General features: G+C 69.5%; 17 protein-coding genes. 12 read left to right on the top strand and 5 right to left on the bottom strand.

What is annotated here, in order from left to right; genetic code table 11:
* Window positions 1-154 precede the first annotated feature (154 nt).
* The 7 genes from BLT62_RS16495 to BLT62_RS16465 are packed head-to-tail and all read left to right on the top strand — an operon-like array spanning window position 155 to window position 8,498.
* On the top strand, window positions 155-1,615 hold the full coding sequence (locus tag BLT62_RS16495) for an MFS transporter (RefSeq protein ID WP_083365042.1): 1,461 nt from the start codon (window positions 155-157) through the stop codon (window positions 1,613-1,615).
* A gap of 20 nt (window positions 1,616-1,635) precedes the next feature.
* Entirely contained in the window at window positions 1,636-3,156 is a 1,521-nt protein-coding gene (locus BLT62_RS16490; RefSeq protein WP_083365041.1) for an FGGY family carbohydrate kinase, read from the top strand.
* Between the two features lie 14 nt (window positions 3,157-3,170).
* Window positions 3,171-4,838: a glycerol-3-phosphate dehydrogenase/oxidase gene (locus BLT62_RS16485; RefSeq protein WP_083365040.1), complete on the top strand. Its 1,668-nt coding sequence runs from the start codon at window positions 3,171-3,173 to the stop codon at window positions 4,836-4,838.
* 2 nt (window positions 4,839-4,840) lie between these two features.
* Complete coding sequence (locus BLT62_RS16480; RefSeq protein WP_083365039.1) at window positions 4,841-6,370, top strand: FAD-binding oxidoreductase; 1,530 nt, start codon at window positions 4,841-4,843, stop codon at window positions 6,368-6,370.
* A gap of 44 nt (window positions 6,371-6,414) precedes the next feature.
* On the top strand, window positions 6,415-6,996 hold the full coding sequence (locus BLT62_RS16475; RefSeq protein ID WP_083365038.1) for a glycerol-3-phosphate responsive antiterminator: 582 nt from the start codon (window positions 6,415-6,417) through the stop codon (window positions 6,994-6,996).
* A 52-nt stretch (window positions 6,997-7,048) separates the two neighbouring features.
* On the top strand, window positions 7,049-7,354 hold the full coding sequence (locus BLT62_RS16470; RefSeq protein ID WP_083365037.1) for a putative quinol monooxygenase: 306 nt from the start codon (window positions 7,049-7,051) through the stop codon (window positions 7,352-7,354).
* Entirely contained in the window at window positions 7,347-8,498 is a 1,152-nt protein-coding gene (locus BLT62_RS16465; protein WP_083365036.1) for an alcohol dehydrogenase catalytic domain-containing protein, read from the top strand. The genes BLT62_RS16470 and BLT62_RS16465 overlap by 8 nt, the downstream gene beginning before the upstream one ends.
* A 24-nt stretch (window positions 8,499-8,522) precedes the next feature.
* Here BLT62_RS16465 and BLT62_RS16460 read toward each other — a convergent pair whose 3' ends face one another.
* The 3 genes from BLT62_RS16460 to BLT62_RS16450 form a co-directional block, all read right to left on the bottom strand.
* Window positions 8,523-9,821, bottom strand: a complete 1,299-nt coding sequence (locus tag BLT62_RS16460) for a sugar ABC transporter permease (protein ID WP_197675149.1) — start codon at window positions 9,819-9,821, stop codon at window positions 8,523-8,525.
* Window positions 9,818-10,573, bottom strand: coding sequence for an ATP-binding cassette domain-containing protein (locus BLT62_RS16455; RefSeq protein ID WP_083365035.1), 756 nt, complete (start codon window positions 10,571-10,573; stop codon window positions 9,818-9,820). The genes BLT62_RS16460 and BLT62_RS16455 overlap by 4 nt, the downstream gene beginning before the upstream one ends.
* 92 nt (window positions 10,574-10,665) lie before the next feature.
* Entirely contained in the window at window positions 10,666-11,559 is an 894-nt protein-coding gene (locus BLT62_RS16450) for a sugar ABC transporter substrate-binding protein (protein WP_231919271.1), read from the bottom strand.
* On the opposite strand from BLT62_RS16450, the gene BLT62_RS18205 reads away from it, so the two are divergent.
* The gene (locus tag BLT62_RS18205; protein ID WP_231919270.1) at window positions 11,558-11,767 is read left to right on the top strand and encodes a hypothetical protein; all 210 of its coding nucleotides are present in this window, start codon (window positions 11,558-11,560) and stop codon (window positions 11,765-11,767) included. The two genes, BLT62_RS16450 and BLT62_RS18205, sit on opposite strands and share 2 nt — an antisense overlap.
* 134 nt (window positions 11,768-11,901) lie before the next feature.
* On the opposite strand, the gene xylB is transcribed toward BLT62_RS18205, so the two are convergent.
* Window positions 11,902-13,353, bottom strand: a complete 1,452-nt coding sequence (gene xylB / locus BLT62_RS16445) for a xylulokinase (protein WP_083365033.1) — start codon at window positions 13,351-13,353, stop codon at window positions 11,902-11,904.
* Window positions 13,354-13,518: 165 nt separating this feature from the next.
* Window positions 13,519-14,712 (bottom strand): xylose isomerase, encoded by a 1,194-nt coding sequence (gene xylA / locus BLT62_RS16440; RefSeq protein WP_083365032.1) that lies wholly within the window; start codon window positions 14,710-14,712, stop codon window positions 13,519-13,521.
* 206 nt (window positions 14,713-14,918) lie between these two features.
* On the opposite strand from xylA, the gene BLT62_RS16435 reads away from it, so the two are divergent.
* From BLT62_RS16435 to BLT62_RS16420, 4 genes are all read left to right on the top strand, one after another.
* Window positions 14,919-16,151, top strand: coding sequence for an ROK family protein (locus BLT62_RS16435; RefSeq protein WP_083365031.1), 1,233 nt, complete (start codon window positions 14,919-14,921; stop codon window positions 16,149-16,151).
* Window positions 16,152-16,392: 241 nt separating this feature from the next.
* Entirely contained in the window at window positions 16,393-17,625 is a 1,233-nt protein-coding gene (locus BLT62_RS16430) for a multidrug effflux MFS transporter (protein WP_407937569.1), read from the top strand.
* 22 nt (window positions 17,626-17,647) lie between these two features.
* On the top strand, window positions 17,648-18,316 hold the full coding sequence (locus tag BLT62_RS16425) for a phosphatase PAP2 family protein (RefSeq protein ID WP_083365030.1): 669 nt from the start codon (window positions 17,648-17,650) through the stop codon (window positions 18,314-18,316).
* 68 nt (window positions 18,317-18,384) lie between these two features.
* Window positions 18,385-19,686: a saccharopine dehydrogenase family protein gene (locus tag BLT62_RS16420; RefSeq protein ID WP_083365537.1), complete on the top strand. Its 1,302-nt coding sequence runs from the start codon at window positions 18,385-18,387 to the stop codon at window positions 19,684-19,686.
* Window positions 19,687-19,712: the final 26 nt, after the last annotated feature.

Genomic DNA, 19,712 nt, shown 5'->3' with positions numbered 1-19,712 from the left:
CGTACCGAGCAGAAATTGACATCCGCGCACGGCACCGGTTACTGTCGTGCTCAATAGGGTTAAGAATTGGAGACTTCCTGTTGGAGTCTTCGTCTTGCCCTTTTTTTGTGTGGCGTTTTTCTCTGGCAGGGTTTCCCGACAGAGAGGTCGGCCAGTGCAATCACTTGTCATCCGAGGCGTCAGCGACGTCGTCTCATTCATCGATGCTCGTCCGCGGATCAGCGGCCGTGCAGCAGTCATCTGGTGGCTCGCGCTCAGCGGGCTGTTCCTGGACGCGTTCTCCAACTCGGCGCTGAGCGCGGGCCTCGGCCCGATGACGCGCGACATGGAGTTGAGCGCGACGCAGGTCGCCATCTTGACCTCGCTGGCATCCTGGGTGGCCATCGTGTTCAACCCGATCGGCGGATGGCTCGCCGACCGGTGGGGGCGCATTCCCCCGCTGCTCTTCGCCAAGCTGCTCGCACTCATCGGTGCCGCGCTCGCCGCTTTCGCCCCGACGTTCGAGATGGTGCTCGCCGGCCGCTTCTTCGTCGGCGCCGCATACGGCATTGACTTCGCCATCGCGATGGCGCTGCTGGCCGAGTTCACCCCGGCCCGCTTCAAGGCGCGCCTGAACACCTGGCAGGGGATCTGGTACGTCGCAGTCTCGACCAACCTCATCCTCGCCATCGGTTTCTACAACCTCGGCGTCGGTGACTCGATCTGGCGCTTCGCCGTCGGCTCCGCCGGCGTGGTCGCGCTCGTTCTGCTCGTGCTGCAGGCCGTTTTCATGGTGGAGAGCCCCACCTGGCTCGCCCGCAAGGAGAAGCTGGAGCGGGCCGCCCGGTCGATGACCAAGATCTACGGCGAGAAGTTCACCGTGGCCGCAGTGGCCGACCGCATCCCGGTGCTCAACCAGGCCACCAGGGGCATCGCCAATGTCGCACTGATCTTCCGCGGCACCTACCGCCAGCGCACGATCCTGGCCGCGACCGTGCAGATGGCGCAGTCCATCCAGTACTTCGCCGTCGGCTGGTACCTGCCGATCATCAGCCTCACGCTGTTCGGCGCCGACTTCGTCGTGGCCACCCTCGGTGCGCTGGTGTTCAACCTGTTCGGCGTGTTCGGTGGTTTCATGTCGCCGGTAGTCGGCAAGAAGCTCGGCCTGCGCCGCGCATCCGCCGTCGGCTTCGGTGCGGTCTTCGTGATGCTCGTCATCCTGGGCTTCTTCTACGAGAGCATGCCGATCTGGCTCGCCTTCATCGTGCCGTCGCTGTTCATCCTGTTCCACTCGGCCGGTCCGGGCGCCAACGGCAAGAGCCTGTCGACGCTGTCCTTCCGCAGCGAGCTGCGTGCGGGCGCCAACGGCATCATCGGCGCCATCGGCAGCATGGGAGCGGCCCTCGGCCTGCTCATCTTCCCGCTGCTCAAGGAGGGAATCGGCCTCGGTCCGACGTTCCTCATCCTCTCCGCGGTGCCCCTGGCCGCGTTCATCATCTGCTCGGTGATCAAGTGGGACCCCACGCGCGCCACCGTCAGCCCCGATGAAGAGACGAACGCACCGCAGTTCAAGAGCGATGCAGCAGCCCAGGCCCGCGCGGCCGAGGCCGCCGCGGCATCCCTCGTTTCCCGGTAATACAGGCAGAGGCAGCCACCATGACGATCTCCGCAATTCTGAGCATTGACGCAGGAACAACCGGCACGCGTGCCGCCTGGGTGACGGCCGACGGCCTCGTCCATGCGCTCGAGTACCGACCCCTCCGGGTGCACACTCCGGTTGCCGGAGTAGTCGAGCAGGATGCCAACGCAATTCTCGAGAAGACCCTCGACGCCTGCCGCACGGTCATCGCCCGTGCGGCAGGCGAGGGGGTGAGCCTGCGCGCAATGGCCATCGCCACGCAGCGCGCCACCACCGTCCTCTGGGACACCACCACCGGCCGGGCCCTGGTGCCCGCCATGGTCTGGCAGGACAGCCGCTACTCCGACGAGCTCGCCGCGATGGGCCCGGAGTGGAACGATCGCCTCATCGCGACCGTTGGGCGGCCGACCGGGGTGCGTTCCCCCTACCTGTGGGCCGCGCACCACCTCCGCGAGAGCACAGAGGTGGCCGAGGCCCACCGCGACGGCCGGCTCGGCTTCGGCACGGTCGAGACGTGGCTGCTGTGGAGCCTCTCGCGGGACCACATCTACGCCGCCACCTCCACCAACGCCACCTCGGCCGGCGCCTACGTCCTCGACGCGCACGACTACGAGTACGAGTGGATCGCCGCACTCGGCTTCCCGCTCGACCTCCTTCCGGCGCTGCACCAGGACGCCGACGACTTCGGGGTGACCAGCGCCGCGCTGCTCGGCATCGAGATCCCGATCCTCGCCGCCGCGGGCGACCAGCACGCCGGCACCGTTGGCCTCGGCTGCCTGCGCAAGGGCCAGGCCATGTGCGTGCACGGCACGGGCAGCTTCGTCGACCTCGTGATCGGCCCGGACACCCCGGCCAACCCCGGCCTCTACGACGGCGCCCTCACATTGGTCGGCTGGCGCCGCCACAACACCTCCGTCTTCACCATCGAGACCTTCACGGCCACCACCGGCTCCGCCCTCGACTGGGTCTGCGGCACACTCGGCTGGTTCGAGTCGTCCAAGCAGATCAGCGAGCTGGCCGCGACCGTGCCGAGCGCCAACGGCGTCATGTTCATCCCCGCCCTCACCGGCATCCGGATGCCGGTCATGGAACCGCACATGAAGGCATCGCTGAGCGGCTTCTCGATGTCGACGACACTGCCAGAGATCGCCTACGCCGTGCTCGAGGGCATCGCGCACTCCGTCGCCTCCAGCGCCGAGGCGGACGAGCAGGTCGCCGGCACCTCGATCACCGAGATCGTGGTCGGCGGCGGCATGTCTGCGAGCGACCCCCTCATCCAGATGCAGGCCGACCTCATCGGCGTCCCGATGCGCCGGCTCCCGGCCTCCGAGGGCGCCAGCCTGCGCGGCGCGGCGTTCCTGGCCGGCAGCGACGGGCTGCTCTGGGACTCGCTCGAGGAGGCGGTGGCGTCCATGGGGGAGGGCGACGTCTTCGAGCCGCGCATCAGCGCCGAGGAACGCCAGGAACGACGCCGTGCGTGGAACGCGCGCATCGACGCAGAACTTTCGCTCATTCAGAGCTCAGCACACAGCAAGTAGGAGAGAACCACACAATGGTTGGATTGCCCGCACGCAAGACAGATAAGAGCCGCGATCTGATGACGCGGGTCGAGGCGCTTCCGCTCAGCCGACGCGACAACGTCGCACGCATCGACGGTGGCCGCTTTGACATGATCATCGTGGGCGGCGGCGTCACCGGCGCCTACGCCGCGATGGACGCCGCGCTGCGCGGCTACAGCGTCGCACTGCTCGAGAAGGACGACTTCGCCTCCGGCACCTCGTCGAAGTCGTCGAAGATGATCCACGGCGGCCTGCGCTACATCGAGCAGGGCAACCTGCCGCTTGTCCGCCACTCCCTGTTGGAACGACAGCGCCTGCGCAAGAACGCCAGACACCTCGTGCAGCGCCTGCCCTTCCTCTTCCCCGTGCTCTCCGACAACGGCGTCTTCGACCGCCGCCTCGCCGCCGGGTTCGAGAGCCTGCTCTGGACCTACGACCTGGCCGGCGGTTGGCGCGAGGGCGTGCTGCACCAGAAGCTCTCCAAGAACGAGGTGCTCGCGCACTGCTCCACCTTCAAGGGCGAGAAGCTCGACGGCGGCTTCATGTACTACGACGCCCGCGCCGACGACGCCCGCCTCACCCTCGGCCTGGCCCGCACGGCCGCCCACCACGGTGCAGCGATCCTGAACGGCGCCAAGGTGACAGAGGTCACCCGCGCCGGCGGCAAGGTCAGCGGCATCGTCGCCGAAGTCGACGGGCGCGAGATCACCGCATCCGCCCGCGTCGTGGTGATCGCCACCGGCGCCTGGCTGCGCGACTGGAACGGCGCAGCCACGGACGCGGATGCCCCCAATATCCGCCCGGCCAAGGGCGTGCACATCGCCGTGCCGTGGATGAAGATCCGCAACGACTGCACCGTGACCATCCCGATCCCCGGCCGCAACCGCCGCGCCACGATCACCCGCTGGGGCGACACCGCCTACCTCGGCACCACTGACGAGGACTACACGGGCGACCTCGACGACGTCAATTGCACCCGCCAGGAGATGGATTTCCTGATCGAGGGCGCGCACACGGCGCTCAACACCGACCTGTCCGCCGAGGACGTGCTCGGCAGCATCGGCGGCACCCGCCCGCTGATCGCCCCGCCGGGCGGCAAGACCATGGACGTCAAGCGCAAGCACGAGATCCGCACCGACCATGACGGCCTCGTGACCGTCGTCGGCGGCAAGCTCACCACCTCCCGGCACATGGCCGAGCAGACCATCGACGCCGCCCAGCGAGTGCTCGGCCAGCGTCGGCGCTGCCGGACGAAGGACGCCTACCTCCTCGGCGCCGCCGGCTACGACGGCGAGGCCGTCGTGGCATCCGGCGGGCTCGCCGCCCACCTCGGTGAGCGGTACGGCAACGAGGCGCAGTTCGTGACCGACATCATCGGCAACAACCCGGAGCTGGCCGCCCCCGTCGTCGCCGGCATGCCCTACCTCGAGGCCGAGGTCGTCTACTCGGCCAGGCACGAGATGGCGCGCAACGTCGACGACATCCTCTCGCGCCGCACCCGGGCCCGGCTCATGGGGCGCGACGCCTCGGCCGCCGCGGCCGACCGCGTCGGTGCCCTGCTCCAGGCCGAGCTCGGCCTCAGCCAGGCCGAAGTCGACACCCAAGTGTCGGCGTACAAGACCGCAACAGCGCACGAACGCGCAATCCTGATGGGAGAATAACAATGATCAGCAAGGAAGCCGTCAAGCGGGGATACAACCGCGGCAACTACGTTGTCGGCGCCCCGACCCAGCCCGGCTACGCGGCCGGCATCGAGAAGATCGGTGAAGAGGCCTACTTCCAGCGGGACGCCGTCGTCGTTCCTGCGGAGGTGCTCGAGCAGCTCGCCGCCGCCACGGACGAACTCATCACCGACACGGCAGAGGTCGTCTACGGAACCCGCGACTGGTGGGCTGGCAGCATGATCGGCGAGACCGCCGGCAAGCCGGCAACCCCGACTGCCGTGATCGCCAAGGTGTCCACGACCGAGCAGGTGCAGGCCGTCATGCGCATTGCATACGCCGCGGAGATCCCGGTGACGGTATCGGCCGGCCGCAGCAACGTGACCGGTGCCGCCCTGCCGGTGCGCGGCGGCATCGTGCTCGACGTCTGCGAGCTGAACAAGTTCGTCAGCTTCGACGAGCAGAGCCAGATCGTGGAGGTGGAGGCCGGAATGTTCGGCGACATCTTCGAGGAGCTGATCCAGAAGGAGTTCGGCATGACGATGGGCCACTGGCCGTCGTCCTATGCGATCAGCACCGTCGGCGGCTGGGTTGCCTGCCGCGGCGCCGGCCAGCTCTCGACCCGCTACGGCAAGATCGAGGACATGGTCTACGGCATGGACGTCGTGCTGGTCGACGGCTCGATCATCACCGTCGGCGAGAATTCGGCGGCCGCCGTTGGACCTGACCTGCTGCAGCTCATCATCGGCTCGGAGGGCACGCTCGGCGTGATCACGACCGTGCGCCTCAAGCTGCACCGCCTGCCCGACTACGGTCGCGCCATCGCCTACGGCTTCCCGACCTTCGCCGCCGGCCTCGAGGCCTGCCGTCAGATCATGCAGCAGGGTGCGAACCCGGCAGCATTGCGGCTCTACGACAATCTCGAGAGCGGCCTGCAGTTCGAGCTGGCAGAGCAGAACGTCCTGCTCATCGCCGACGAGGGCGCACCGGAGATCGTTGACGCGGTTCTCGCGATCAGCGAGCGCGTGTGCGCGGAGACCGGCGTCAAGCTCGACGACGAGGTGATCTTCGAGCGGTGGCTCGACACCCGCTACCTCACCGGGAAGAGCGCGGAGGGCTTCAAGCGCAGCCCCGGATTCGTCGCAGACACGCTCGAGATGACGGGTCGCTGGCGCGACCTGCCCGCCATCTACGACGATGTCGTGGCCGCGATCAACGCGGTGCCCGGCACCCTGGCCGGCTCCGCGCACCAGTCGCACGCCTACGTCGACGGCGCGTGCCTCTACTTCTCGCTGCGCGGCGAGGTTGAGGTCGACAAGCGCGCCGACTGGTACCGCGCCGCCTGGGACGCGGCCAACGCCGTGATCATCAAGCACAACGCGACCCTCAGCCACCACCATGGCGTCGGGCTGCTGCGCGCGCCGTACATGGAGGAATCCCTCGGCGGCGGCTTCGCGGTGCTGAAGGCGGTCAAGGCAGCGCTCGACCCGAAGAACCTCTTGAACCCCGGTAAGCTCGGCCTCGAGGCTTAGTCACAATGAGTTTGTCTGCGGTCGCGAGTCGAGGTGACGTCCCAATGCCAGCGCTTCCACGCTTCCTCGAGGAGACGCTGTTTCGCCACCCGGTGATGGCGTCGCTCTACGGTGTCGACGAGATCGCCCGGTTTCTGGCGGGGCCCTGCCCCGTCGGGATCGTCGCAAACGTCGCGCTGCCCGACATGGAGAATGTCGTCTCCAGGTGCGCGGCCGCAGGCAAATTCATCTTCGTCAACATCGACAACTGCGACGGCCTCGCCCAGGACCGCGGCGGCGTCGAGTACCTGAGAAAGATCGGGACGCCCGGGCTCATCACGACCCGCACGGCACTGATCCAACGTGCCAACGCGCTCGGCATGGTCACGATGCAGAAGGTGTTCGTGACCGACCGCTCGACGCTGCCCCGCAGCGTGAACGCCGTGCAGCAGAGCAAGCCGCACCTCACCCAGCTGATGCCGTGGCCCGTGATCTCCTCGATCCCCGCGAACGAGCTCGTCCAGCTCTCGCCGTATGTCGCCGCGGGCTTCGTCACGAGCACGGATGACGTTGTCGCCGCAATCAAGAGTGGCGCCACAGCCGTCTCGACGAGCGACGTTGCCCTCTGGAACACCACGCGGCGCTAACGCGGCCGCCTCCCCAATCCCCCTCCATTCGCTTGTCATAAGGAGCGTCTCCATGTCGACCGATTTCTACCAGGTCATCGCCCGTTACTACCCGCTCGCCGGCCAGACCGAGACGGTCCTCGCGCTGCTCGTCGACCTCGCGGCCGCCAGCCGCACCGAGCCGGCCAATATCGCCTACGACTTCTTCCGCGGTGTCGAGAACGCCGACGAGATCGTGATCATCGAGAGTTACACGGACGCGGCCGGATTCGCCGCACACCGTGAGGCCGAGCACTTCGAGCGGATCGGCCTCGGCCAGATCATCCCTCTGCTGGAGAACCGCGTCGTCGTGAAGATGAACGCCAGCCTCGATGCGTAGCGCCATCCTGCGCGCGGCCGGCCTGCCGCGCCCCTACGCGCAATCGCGGCCGCTCGGCATCGAGCAGTTGGCGAACCCGACACCGCGTGCTGGCGAGGTCGGTGTGCGCATTGTCCGCGCGAGCCTCTGCCACTCCGACCTCTCGGTGGTCAACGGGTCGCGACCGCGCCCGCTGCCGATGGCCATCGGCCACGAAGCGGCCGGCATTGTCGACGTCGTCGGCGACGGCGTGCAGGGCATCACCCCCGGCGATCACGTCGTCCTGGTGTTCGTGCCGAGCTGCGGGGACTGCCGGGCCTGCGTGGCCGGGCGCCCCGCACTCTGTTCGCGTGCGGCGGCGGCGAACGCGAGCGGCGACCTCCTGCACGGCGAGGCCGTGTTGCGTGATTCCGGCGGCCAGCGCGTCAATCACCACCTCGGGGTCTCCGGGTTCGCCGACTACGCCGTTGTCGCCGCTGAATCGCTCGTCGTCATCGACAAGGACGTGCCATTCGACGTCGCCGCCATGTTCGGCTGCGCCGCGCTCACCGGGATGGGGGCGGTGCTCAACACCGCCGACATGCAAGCCGGGCAATCCTTGATCGTGTTCGGCCTCGGTGCCGTGGGCCTGACGGCAGTCATGGCCGCTGCGCAGATCGAGGGCACCACGGTCATCGCGATCGACCCCAACCTCGACAAGCACTCCCTGGCTCGATCCGTCGGAGCGACCGCCGTCGGAACGCCGGAGCAGGCGGCCGGCCTCGTGGCCGAGCATGCCGGCGACGGGGTTGACATCGCGGTCGAAGCCGTCGGCAGCGCCCGGGTGATGGAGGCCTGTCTCGGCCTGCTCACCCGTGGCGGGGCCCTCGTCTCCGTCGGCCTGCCACATCCGGAGCAGCAGCTCGGTGTGCAGGCGCTGCAGTTCGCGGGCATGGGCAAGCGCCTGCTCGGCTCGTACATGGGTGATGCCGTGCCTGCGCGCGACATCCCGGCCTATATCGAGCTGTGGCGTGCGGGAGCGCTGCCGATGGAACTGTTGCACAGCGACACCGTGACGCTCGACGCGATCAACGAGGCGCTGGACGCCCTCGAAGAGGGCCGGGTGGTGCGGCGCGTGATCGCAATGGACAAGATCGACGACGCCGCCACCAGCAGCGCGGCATGATCCGAGGCCGGGCTCCCCGGCCCGTCAGCGTCTTGTGAGCGAGCCACCGGCGCGCACCCGCGACACGGCGTCGACCGTGGCCGCGAGAATCAGCACCGCGCCGGTCACGACGTAGTTGACGCCGGCCGGCAGGTTCAGCAGGCCGAGCCCGTTCGTGATCACGGCGATCACGAGGGCGCCGATCGCGGCGTGCAGCAGGCGGCCGCGCCCGCCGAACAGGCTCACCCCGCCGACGACGGCCGCCGCGACACCGCTCAGCACGATGTCGCGGCCCGCCGCGGCATCCACCGAGCCGACCTTGGAGATGCTGAACAGGCCGGAGATCACGGCGAGCGTCGAACACACGATGAACGCCGTCCAGCGGATGAGCACCACCTTCACGCCGGCTCGCCTGGCCGCCTCTGCATTGCCGCCGACAGCGTAGATGTAGCGGCCGAACTTGGTGCGGTCGAGCACGAAGGTTCCGGCCCAGAGGATCGCCAGCGTGATCGGCACCACGATCGGCACACCGGACACCGGCTTGAAGCCGGTGCCCCGGTCGGTGCTGAGGAGGGCGACGACGATGCCGCCGATCACGAGGATCACGCCCAGCTTGATCCAGACCAGCGCGATGGTGCGGTTCGGCACTCCCGCGCGAGTGCGCCGCGCTCGGTCCCAGAGGGAGGTGCCGAGCGAGACGGCGAGGATCACCGCGAGCATCGCCCAGCCCGCCCAGACCGGCATGTTGGCGTTCATGATCGAGAGGATCTCCGGTGTCTGCACGCGGTACAGGCCGCCGCTGCCGATGATGATCAGCTCGAGCCCCTGGAATCCGAGGAACAGGCCGAGCGTCACGACGAATGACGGGATGCCGACCCGGGCGACGAAGAAGCCGATGAACGTTCCGATGGCCACACCGGTCAGCAGCGCGATCAGCAGGGCGAGCATCCAGTTGAAGCCGTTCACGTTCACCAGCACGACGAAGATGCACATCGTCAGGCCCGAGGTGACGCCGGCGGAGAGGTCGATCTCGCCGAGCAGGATCACGAAGACGAGCGCCATGCCGAGCATCACGAGCGTCGCAGCCTGGGTGAGCAGGTTGGCGAAGTTGCGCTCCGTCAGGAAGAACGGGCTGAGGATCGCGAACATGATGCTCAGCACGACGAAGCCGCCGATCGCGGGCAGCGCCCCCATCTCGCCGTGCCGCACCCGCTGCAGGTAGGCACGGGCCTGATCCATCACAGAGCCCTCCTGCCCGCTTCCGATCAGCTCGGCGGTGCTGCGGGTGGCGAGCACGTCGGTGGGGGTCGGGTCCGGCGCCTGGCTGGGCGCCCCGATGGTCATGCCTGCACCCCGTTGTACGTCTTGCTGCCGGTGATGTAGCCCACAATGTCGTCGCGGTTGGTGTCCTCCGCCTTGACGGATGCCACCATCTGGCCGAGATAGAGCACGCTGATGTAGTCGGCGACGGCAAACACATCCGCGAGGTTGTGGCTGATCAGGATCACGGCGACTCCCTGCTCAGCGAGCCGGCCGACGAGCTCGAGCACCTGCTCCGTCTGCGCGACGCCGAGGGCGGCCGTCGGCTCGTCGAGCACGACCACCTTGGCCTTCTTCAGCACGGAGCGCGCGATCGCCACCGTCTGGCGCTGCCCGCCGGAGAGGGAGGACACCTTCTGTCGAACCGAACTCACCGTCCTGACCGAGAGCTGACGCAGCGTCTCGGCCGCCTCGCGCTCCATCAGGCCCTCGTCGAAGGTGCCGAAGCCGAGCTCCTCGCGGCCCAGGAACATGTTCTGCACGATGTCGAGGTTGTCGCAGAGGGCCAGGTCTTGGTACACCACCTCGATGCCGAGCCGGGCGGCCTCCCGGGGGGAGTGCAGGTGCACCGGCTCCCCGGCGAAGCGCACCTCACCGGAATCGTAGGGCTGCACCCCGGCCAGACCCTTGATCAAGGTGGACTTGCCCGCGCCGTTGTCGCCGACCAGGGCGGTCACCTTGCCGGGGTAAGCCCGGAGGTTCACGCCCTTCAGCACGCTGACGGGGCCGAAACTCTTGACGATGTTCGTCAGTTCGATGATTGGTGCGTCAGCCATGGCTCGTCCTCCCGGCATGTCGACGTTGACAGGGAGAGGGAAAGGAGGGGCCGGCTTGGCGCGGCCCCTCCGATCCTTCTGGTTGTTGCCGGCTACTCCACGCCGTAGGTGGCGCAGGCCGCGGCGACCTCGCCGGTGCAGAGCTCGGCGGCGGTCGCGTCGCCGGCGGCGACGACGTCCTTCACCATGTCCGGGCCAACGAGAACCGGGGTGACCGCGATGTACGGCGTGCCGTCGTCGAGCGTCTTGTCGACGGTGGGCGTCTCGCCGTTCAGCAGCGCCACGGCGAGGGTCGACGCGGCGTCGGCCTCATCGGGCACGTGCTTCCAGACCGTGGCGGTCTGCTTGCCGAGCAGCACGTTCTGCAGGCCGGCGACCGAGGCGTCCTGACCCGAGACCGGGACCTTCAGTCCGTTCTTGTCGAGGATCGTGATGACGCCGGCCGCGTTGGTGTCGTTGGCGACCCAGACTGCGTCGACCTTGCCGCCGAGGGCGGTCAGGGCCTGCTCGAAGTTCGTCGCGCTCTTGTCGCCGTCCCAGACTCCCGGGGGCTCCTGGGCCGGCTTGATGCCCGCAGCCGACATCACCGAGTCTGCGCCGTCGTGGAACATCTTGGCGTTGCCGTCGGCCGGGTCTCCACCCATGTAGACGACCACTGCGGTCGCCGGGTCCTTGCCCTCGGCCGTCAGGCCGTCGACGATCGACTGGCCCTCGAGCTCGCCCACCTTCTCGTTGTCGAAGGAGACGTAGTAGTCGGCGCCCTCGATCGGGCGGTCGTAGGCGATGACGGGGATGCCCTCGCCCTTCGCCTTCGCGGCCACGGAGACGGCGGCGCCGTTGTAGTCAACGAGCACCATCACGCCGCATCCCTTGCTGAGCTGCTGGTCGGCGATGGTCGCGTACTTGCTGGTGTCGCCCTGGGCATTCTGGATATCGGCCTCGAAGCCGGCGTCGGTGAAGGCCTTCTCGAGGGCGGGGCGGTCCATGCCTTCCCAACGCGGTGAGGACGCGGCATCCGGCAGGATCACGCAGGCCCGTGAGTCGGCTGCGGGCGAAGCCGTGTCGCTGCTCCCGCCGCCACCCCCTGAACTCGAACAGCCGGCGAGCATCAATGCTGAGACGCTCGCAACGGCGGCTAACGAGATCAATGAAGATTTCTTCATCTCTCTGCCCTTCTATGCGGTGCTGTTGTAGCCCTTGCGGGGTCACCTTCCACGTCGAATGGTGGCAAATAGAAATGTTGCTCCGAAAAAACGCCGGGCGCAGTATTCCCGAGCAATTCTCAGTATCGATTTCATAACGTTCGGAGAGCGCTCCCTTTTGCCGCTCTACAGCAGGGCTGCGGCGCGCTCGTCGCGCGCCGCTGCGTACTGCGTGCGGATCACGGGGCGGTGATCGAGCGCGGGGGCGGCGACGGTCGCGAGCGGCCACTCCGGCGCCGCGCCGCCGGCCAGCACCCAGGCGGCCTGCCGCGCGGCACCGATCGCGACATACTCGCCCGGCGTGGGCACGACGACGGGCAGTGCGAAGACCTGGGCGGCGATCGCCTGCACGGCGGGGTTCTGGGCGGCGCCGCCGATCAGCAGCAGCCGGCGGGCCTGGACGCCTTGGCCGAGCACGGCCTCCAGTCCGTCGGCGAGGCCGCAGAGCAGCCCCTCGATCGCGGCGCGGGCCACGGAGCTGCGGGTCGTGTTGGCCAAGGTCAGCCCGGAGAGGCCCGCGGTGGCGCCCGGCAGGTTCGGGGTGCGCTCGCCCTCGAACCACGGCACCAGGACAGCGCCGCCGGCACCGGGCTCCGCCTCGAGGGCCAGCCGGCCGAGCTCGTCGTGGTCGACGCCGAGCAGCCCGGCGACGGCGTCGAGGACGCGGGCGGCGTTCAGCGTGGCGACGAGAGGCAGGAAGGCGCCGCTCGCATCGGCGAAGCCCGCCACGGTGCCGGTGGCGTCGCGGCTCGGCCTGTCGGTGACCGCGAAGACGGTGCCGCTGGTGCCGATCGAGACGATCACGTCGCCGCTGCGCGCGCCCAGCCCGAACGCGGCCGCGGCGTTGTCGCCGGCGCCGGGGCCGAGCACGATCGGCGCGGCGGGGGAACTCGCGCCCAGCACGGAGGCGTGCACCTCTCCGCCGCCCTCGTCGGGGGCGAGCACCCGCGGCAGCAGGGCGTCGTGGCCGAGCGCGGCGAGGAGCAGCTCGCGGTCGTAGTCGTTCGTGATCGCCGACCAGTACGCGGTGCCGCTGGCATCCGAGCGGTCGGTGCAGAGCTCGTCGAGCATCGGCCCCAGCGGCGCGGAGCCCTCGGGCCCGTAGCCGCGCAGGCGCCAGCTCAACCAGTCGTGTGGCAGGGCGACGGCGGCCACCCGGGCGGCGTTGCCGGGCTCCACGTCGCGCAGCCAGCGCAGCTTGCTCGCCGTGAACGAGGCCACCGGCACCACCCCGATGCGCTCCGCGTACTCCGCGGCGCCGAACTGGGCGGTGAGCGCCTCGGCGGCGGCGGCCGAGCGGGTGTCGTTCCAGAGCAGGGCGGGGCGGATGACGCGCCCGCCCACATCCAGCGCGACCAGGCCGTGCTGCTGCCCACCGACCGAGATCGCGCTCACGTCGGCGAGGCCGCCGGCATCCGCCACGGCCTCGAGCAGCGCCAGCCACCACGCCTCTGGATCGACCTCTGTGCCGTCCGGGTGCGCCGCCCGGCCACTGCGCACGATGTGCCCGGTGGCGGCGTCGACGATGAGGACCTTGCAGCTCTGGGTGGAGGAGTCGACGCCGGCGACGAGGTTCATGGCGGTCCTTTCGGTGGGGCAACGGGTGCGGGCCGGGGTGCCGCAGCGGATGGGGGCGTGCGGCATCCCCTCCCTGTGGCTGGGGCCGGAATTTCTGTTCCTGAGATTTCCTGGAGGTGGGGCTGCCGCCTTGCGCGCGCGGATAAAAAGGCGCGCAGCGCCTTTTTATCCGCGCGCGCCCAACAGGTGCTCCATCGCGAGCTGCTGCAGGCGCACGAAGCCGAAGCCCTTGCCGCCGAAGTAGGCGTCGGCGTCGAAGTCCTCGTAGCTGGCGCGGTCGGCCAGCAGGTCGTCGTAGCCCTCGCCGGCGCCGAGCGTCGGCGCCGACAGCTCGGCCACCTTCGCGGCGGCCAGCGCCTCCTGCACCTCGGGATCGGCGCGGAAGGCCACGGCGCGCTCCTTGAGCAGCAGGTACATGCGCATGTTCGCGGCCGCCGAACTCCAGACGCCGTCGATGTCCTCGGTGCGGGACGGCTTGTAGTCGAAGTGGCGGGGGCCGTCGTAGGCCGCGCCGCCGTCCGGTCCGCCGTGCTCCAGCAGGTCGACCAGCGAGAACGCGTTCTGCAGGTCGCCGTGGCCGAACACCAGGTCCTGGTCGTACTTGATGCCACGCTGGCCGTTGAGGTCGATGTGGAAGAGCTTGCCCGCATCGAGGGCCTGCGCGATGCCGGCGGTGAAGTTGAGCCCGGCCATCTGCTCGTGGCCGACCTCGGGGTTCACGCCGACCAGCTCGGGGCGCTCCAGGGTGTTGATGAACGCGATGGCGTGGCCGAGCGTCGGCAGCAGGATGTCGCCGCGCGGCTCATTCGGCTTGGGCTCGATGGCGAAGCGGATGTCGTAGCCCTTGTCGGTGACGTAGTCGCCGAGCAGGTTGACGGCCTCGCGGTAGCGCTCCAGCGCGGCCCCGATGTCCTTGGCGGCGTCGTACTCCGCTCCCTCCCGCCCGCCCCACATGACGAAGGTCTTGGCGCCCAACTCGGCAGCCAGGTCGAGGTTGCGCATCACCTTGCGAAGCGCGAAGCGGCGCACGGCGCGATCGTTGGAGGTGAAGCCGCCGTCCTTGAAGACGGGCGCGCTGAACAGGTTGGTCGTGACCATCGGCACGATGAGGCCGGTGTCGGCCATGGCCTGCTTCAGCCGGTCGATCTGCTTCTGGCGCTCGGCGTCGCTCGAGCCGAAGGCGAAGAGGTCGTCGTCGTGGAAGGTGAGCCCGTATGCGCCCAGCTCGCTCAGCCGGGTCACGGCCTCGACGACATCCAGGTGGGGGCGCGTCGGGCCGCCGAAGGGGTCCGTGCCGTTGTATCCGATCGTCCAGAGGCCAAAGGAGAACTTGTCGGCACGGGTGGGGGTGGGGGTCATGGCGTGTCCTCAGCTTCATTGATGATTTGTTTGGATAAACCACATATTACAGATCTGCCGGGAAAACGCCAGCCGTGTGTGCAGCCCAACCCGGGGTGCGCGGGGCGCGGCGGCCGCCGCGCGGGGCCGGGCGCGCCTATTATGTTGCTGAAAACATCAAATCGACGTCGGATGCGGTTCGCCGTCGAACGAGAGAAGAGCAATTCGTGGCGCAGACCCCAGCGGCTGACTCCTCGCGGCCGGCGCGGCGCGGCAACAACCTCGACGACGTGCGCCGCAACAACCTGGCCGTCGTGCTCGGCATCAGTCACGCGCGCGGCCGGGTCTCCCGGGCCGAGCTCACGCGGGCGACCGGCCTCAACCGCTCGACCATCGGCGCCCTCGTCGCCGAGCTGGTCGAGCTCGGGCTCGTCGACGAGGCGGAGCCCAGCGCCACCAAGTTGGCCGGGCGGCCCAGCCCGGTGATCGTGCCGCGCGAGGATGTCGTGGCGATCGCGGTCAATCCCGAGATCGACGCCGTGACGATCGCGCTGGTCGGCCTGGGCGGCCGGGTGCTCTCGCGCATCCGCCACGACACCGCCACGGCGCCGAGCCCAGACGAGGTGGTCGCGATCGTGGCGGCCGCCGTCGCCGGCATGCGCGGCGAGCTGGGCGCCTCCGCGCGCTTCGTGGGCGTCGGCGTGGCGGTGCCCGGACTGGTGCGCGCGTCGGACGGCGTCGTCATTCTCGCGCCGCACCTCGGCTGGCGCGACGTCCCGATCGCCGAGATGCTGGCCGCGGAGCTGCAGCTGCCGGTCACCGCGGCGAACGACGCCTCAGCCGGAGTCGTCGCCGAGAGCCAGTACGGTGCCGGTCGGGGAGCCCGTGGCCTGGTCTACCTGAACGGCGGGGCCAGCGGCATCGGCGGCGGCATCGCGCTCGACGGCCAGCTGTTCGAGGGCGCGGCCGGCTACGCCGGCGAGTTCGGGCACACCTTCGTGAACTCGGCCGGGTCGCCGTGCCACTGCGGCGCGAGCGGCTGCCTCGAGACCGAGGTGCGGCGCGCGCCGCTGTTGGCGCTGCTCGGGCTCGACAACACCCGCAGCGAGGAGCTGGAGGAGGCGCTGCTCGCCCACCTCGCCCGGCCAGAGGGCCCGGATGCCGCCGTCGCCGCTCTCCTCGAGCGGCAGGGCGGCTTCCTGGCCATCGCGCTGCGCAACATCGTGAACGCCCTGAACCCCGAACTGGTGCTGCTCGGCGGGTTCCTCGGCACGCTGTACGCGGTCGCGCCCGAGCGCTTGAGCGGGGCTGTCTCGCGCAGCGCCCTGCCGGGGGCCGGCGACGGAGTGCGGTTCGGCCGGGCCGAGCTCGGCAACGAGCTGCTCGCGGTCGGGGCCGCACTGCTGGCCTTCAAGCCCGTGCTCGAGGACCCAGCCGGCGTCGCCGCCCCCGCCGGCTGAGCCCGGCCTGCCCCGAGCCTGTCGACGGGTCGAAACCCCCGCCCCGGCATCCGGTAACATTGCACAGTCGCCCGTGTCGAATCGATTCGACGGCTGCGCACGGCCCGGACTCCAGGGGTCGCCGATCGGGCAGGCGCGCAGCCCTGCCGCCCGCCGACACCCCGCCACCTCCGAGGACACGCCTGTGACCAGCACCGCCAGCATCCCGATCATCCGCCCCGACGACACCGCCTCGATCCGCCTGCCCCGGCACGCCCACCCGGGCGATGCGCTCAGCGCCCGGCAGCGGCTCGTCTACATCCTGGTTCTCGGCGCCCTGACCGCGCTCGGTCCGTTCACGATCGACCTCTATCTGCCGGCCTTCCCCGTGTTGGAGAGCGAGCTCGGCGTCTCGGCGGCCGCCGTGCAGCTCACCCTCACCGGCACCATGATCGGCTTCGGCCTCGGCCAGCTGATCGTCGGGCCGTGGAGTGACAAGGTCGGCCGCAAGCTGCCGCTGATCCTGGCGACGCTGGTGCACATCCTCGCCTGCGTCGGTGCCGCCATGGCATCCGACATCTTCGTGCTCGGCGGCTTCCGCGTGCTGCAGGGCTTCGGCGCGGCGGCCGGCGGTGTGGTCGCCATGGCCATGGTGCGCGACCTGTTCGGCGGCAAGCCCCTGGTCAAGATGCTCTCCCGGCTGGCCCTGGTCAATGGCCTCGCGCCGGTGCTCGCCCCCGTCATCGGCTCACAGCTGCTGCTCGTGATGGACTGGCGCGGCATCTTCTGGGTGCTCGCCGCCTACGGCGCCGTCGTCGTGCTCGCCGTCTGGCTGTGGATCGTGGAGACCCGGCCGAAGGGCGGCCCGGTGCAGAGCGCGCACGCCACCGTCGGCGCGCGGTTCAAGGCGGTGCTCTCCGACCGGGTGTTCGTCGGCACCGCGATCGTCGGCGGCATGGTCTTCACCGGCCTGTTCTCCTACCTCTCCTCCTCGGCGTTCCTCTTCCAACAGGTGCACGGCTTCACCCCGCAGCAGTACGGCCTGCTGTTCGGGGCGAACTCGATCGGCGTGATCCTCGGCGTGCAGACGAGCTCGCGCCTCATCCGCACCGTGCTCGCCCCGCAGTGGATCCTCGCCATCACCACCTCGATGATGCTCCTGCTCGGCATTGCGATCATGGTCCTGGATGTCACGGGCGCCGGCCTCTGGGGCACGATCGTCCCGCTCTGGTTCTTCATCACCATGTGCGGCTTTAGCTTCCCCTGCGTGCAGGTGATCGCGCTGAACGGCCACGGCCAGGAGGCCGGGACCGCCGCCTCGCTGCTCGGCGCGGTGAACTTCGGCCTCGCCGGGATCGTCTCTCCCCTCGTCGGGATGCTCGGCGTCAGCACCGCGCTGCCGATGGGCGGCGTCATGGCCGTCACCGCGCTGATCGCGATCATTGCGCTCTGGTGGATCGTGCGCCCGCGCACGGTGCCTGCGCTCTCGGCCTAGGCGGCCGCGATAGCGTAGGCCCATGACGGCAGCGAGCGGCATCCGCACACACAGTCCCCGGCGTCGCCCGCTGATCGTCGGTGCCGCCGCGGTTCTGCTCGCGGTGCTGCTCGGCGCGGGCATCATGCTGCTGAACGGCGGCGCGCCGCTCGCGATCGACGCGGCGTGGCAGAGCTTCATGGTGTCGATGCGCTCGCCGTTTACCGAGGGGCTCGCGCTCTTCCTCAACTCTTTCGGCGGCGGCATCGTGGCGGTGCTCGTCGTGCCGCTCTCGATCGTCGCGATGCTGTTGCTGCTCAGGCGACCGTGGGCCGCGCTGTTCTCGGTCGCGACGGCGCTCGCCGGCACGCTCGGCGTGCAGCTGCTCAAGAACCTCTTCGCCCGGCCGCGACCGGAGGACATCCTGGTGCACTCCGACTTCGGCTCCTTCCCCTCCGGGCACACCGCCAACGCCGCCGTGATCGCGGTGACGCTCTCCCTGCTCTTCCCCGTGGTGTGGGTGCGCATCGCCGGGGTGGCCTACGTGCTGCTGATGGCGTGGAGCCGCACGCTGCTCGGGGCGCACTGGCTGAGCGACACCGTCGGCGGGGCGCTCATCGGCGCCGGCGTCGTGCTGCTGCTCTGGGCGTTCAGTGCCCGCTGGCTGGAGGCGGAGCGGCTGGCGCGGGCGCGGGCACGCCCGGCAGACTGACCCTAGAACGGGGCCGCCCCACGCGCTAACGTCGGAGCATGAACGATGACAGGGTGGTCTCGGGCGGCATGCGCATCCTCTTGGTCGGCGCGGGGGGAGTGGGTGACGCGATCGCCAAGATCGCGGCCCGCCGCAGTTTCTACGAGCTGATCGTGGTGAGCGACTTCGACGAGTCCCGTGCGGAGCGCACCATCGCCGCGATCGCGGCCCGGCACGGCGAGGAGTCCGCGCAGCGCTTCCGCGCCGAGCAGATCGACGCCTCCGACCCCTATGCGGTCGAGTCCCTCGTGCGCGAACACCGCATCAGCCACGTGATGAACGCCGTCGAGCCCAAGTTCGTGCCGACGATCTTCGCCGGCGCCCTCGCCGCCGGGGCGAACTACCTCGACATGGCCATGAGCCTCAGCGAGCCGCATCCGACCGACCCGCACCGCCAGACGGGCGTCAAACTCGGCGACGACCAGTTCGCGCAGGCGCCGGACTGGCAGAAGCTGGGCCAGCTCGCCCTCGTCGGCATGGGCGTCGAGCCGGGCCTCAGCGACGTCTTCGCCCGGTACGCCAGCGACCACCTGTTCAGCGAGATCGACGAGCTGGGCACCCGGGACGGCGCCAACCTGGTCGTGCGCGACGACGAGGGCAACGAGATGTTCGCGCCCTCGTTCTCGATCTGGACCACCATCGAGGAGTGCCTGAACCCGCCCGTGATCTGGCAGAAGGACGAGGGCTGGTTCACCACGCCGCCCTTCTCCGAGCCGGAGGTCTTCGTGTTCCCGGAGGGCATCGGGCCCGTCGAGTGCGTCAACGTGGAGCACGAGGAGGTGCTGCTGATGCCGCGCTGGCTGGACGCCAAGCGCGTCACCTTTAAATACGGTCTGGGCGCCGAGTTCATCGGGGTACTGAAGACGCTGCACCTGCTGGGCCTGGACTCGACCCTTCCGCTGCGCGTGCGCGGTGCGGATGCCGCAGGCGTCGCGGGCCCCGTCGAGGTCGCCCCACGCGACGTCGTCGCGGCCGCCCTGCCCGACCCGGCCAGCATCGGCCCGCGCATGTCCGGCAAGACCTGCGCCGGAGTCTGGGTAACGGGAACCGGCCTCGACGGCGAGCCGCGCGAGGTCTACCTGTACCACGTGAGCGACAACGAGTGGACGATGCGCGAGTACGACGCCCAGTGCGTGGTCTGGCAGACGGCCATGAACCCGGTGATCGCACTCGAGCTGCTCGCCACCGGCGTGTGGAAGGGCAGCGGGGTGCTCGGCCCGGAGGCCTTCGACGCCGCCCCCTTCCTCGAGCTGATGGCACGGCCGCTCGACGAGGGCGGATACGACCAGCCCTGGGGCCTCGACGAGCGCACGCCCACCCGGGCTGGCTGAGCCGAGTCCGGCATGCGCGGAACCAC

It is taken from the genome of Microterricola viridarii (assembly GCF_900104895.1).
GTDB classification, from domain to species: Bacteria; Actinomycetota; Actinomycetes; order Actinomycetales; family Microbacteriaceae; genus Microterricola; species Microterricola viridarii.
This window is presented reverse-complemented; position numbering and strand designations above follow the sequence as displayed.

Coding starts and splice junctions, on each gene's coding strand:
- BLT62_RS16490 (WP_083365041.1), top strand. CDS start 1,636: ATGACGATCTCCGCAATTCTGAGCATTGACGCAGGAACAACCGGCACG.
- BLT62_RS16485 (WP_083365040.1), top strand. CDS start 3,171: ATGGTTGGATTGCCCGCACGCAAGACAGATAAGAGCCGCGATCTGATG.
- BLT62_RS16480 (WP_083365039.1), top strand. CDS start 4,841: ATGATCAGCAAGGAAGCCGTCAAGCGGGGATACAACCGCGGCAACTAC.
- BLT62_RS16475 (WP_083365038.1), top strand. CDS start 6,415: ATGCCAGCGCTTCCACGCTTCCTCGAGGAGACGCTGTTTCGCCACCCG.
- BLT62_RS16470 (WP_083365037.1), top strand. CDS start 7,049: ATGTCGACCGATTTCTACCAGGTCATCGCCCGTTACTACCCGCTCGCC.
- BLT62_RS16465 (WP_083365036.1), top strand. CDS start 7,347: ATGCGTAGCGCCATCCTGCGCGCGGCCGGCCTGCCGCGCCCCTACGCG.
- BLT62_RS16460 (WP_197675149.1), bottom strand. CDS start 9,821: ATGACCATCGGGGCGCCCAGCCAGGCGCCGGACCCGACCCCCACCGAC.
- BLT62_RS16455 (WP_083365035.1), bottom strand. CDS start 10,573: ATGGCTGACGCACCAATCATCGAACTGACGAACATCGTCAAGAGTTTC.
- BLT62_RS18205 (WP_231919270.1), top strand. CDS start 11,558: ATGCCTTCCCAACGCGGTGAGGACGCGGCATCCGGCAGGATCACGCAG.
- BLT62_RS16450 (WP_231919271.1), bottom strand. CDS start 11,559: ATGGACCGCCCCGCCCTCGAGAAGGCCTTCACCGACGCCGGCTTCGAG.
- xylB (WP_083365033.1), bottom strand. CDS start 13,353: ATGAACCTCGTCGCCGGCGTCGACTCCTCCACCCAGAGCTGCAAGGTC.
- xylA (WP_083365032.1), bottom strand. CDS start 14,712: ATGACCCCCACCCCCACCCGTGCCGACAAGTTCTCCTTTGGCCTCTGG.
- BLT62_RS16425 (WP_083365030.1), top strand. CDS start 17,648: ATGACGGCAGCGAGCGGCATCCGCACACACAGTCCCCGGCGTCGCCCG.
- BLT62_RS16420 (WP_083365537.1), top strand. CDS start 18,385: ATGCGCATCCTCTTGGTCGGCGCGGGGGGAGTGGGTGACGCGATCGCC.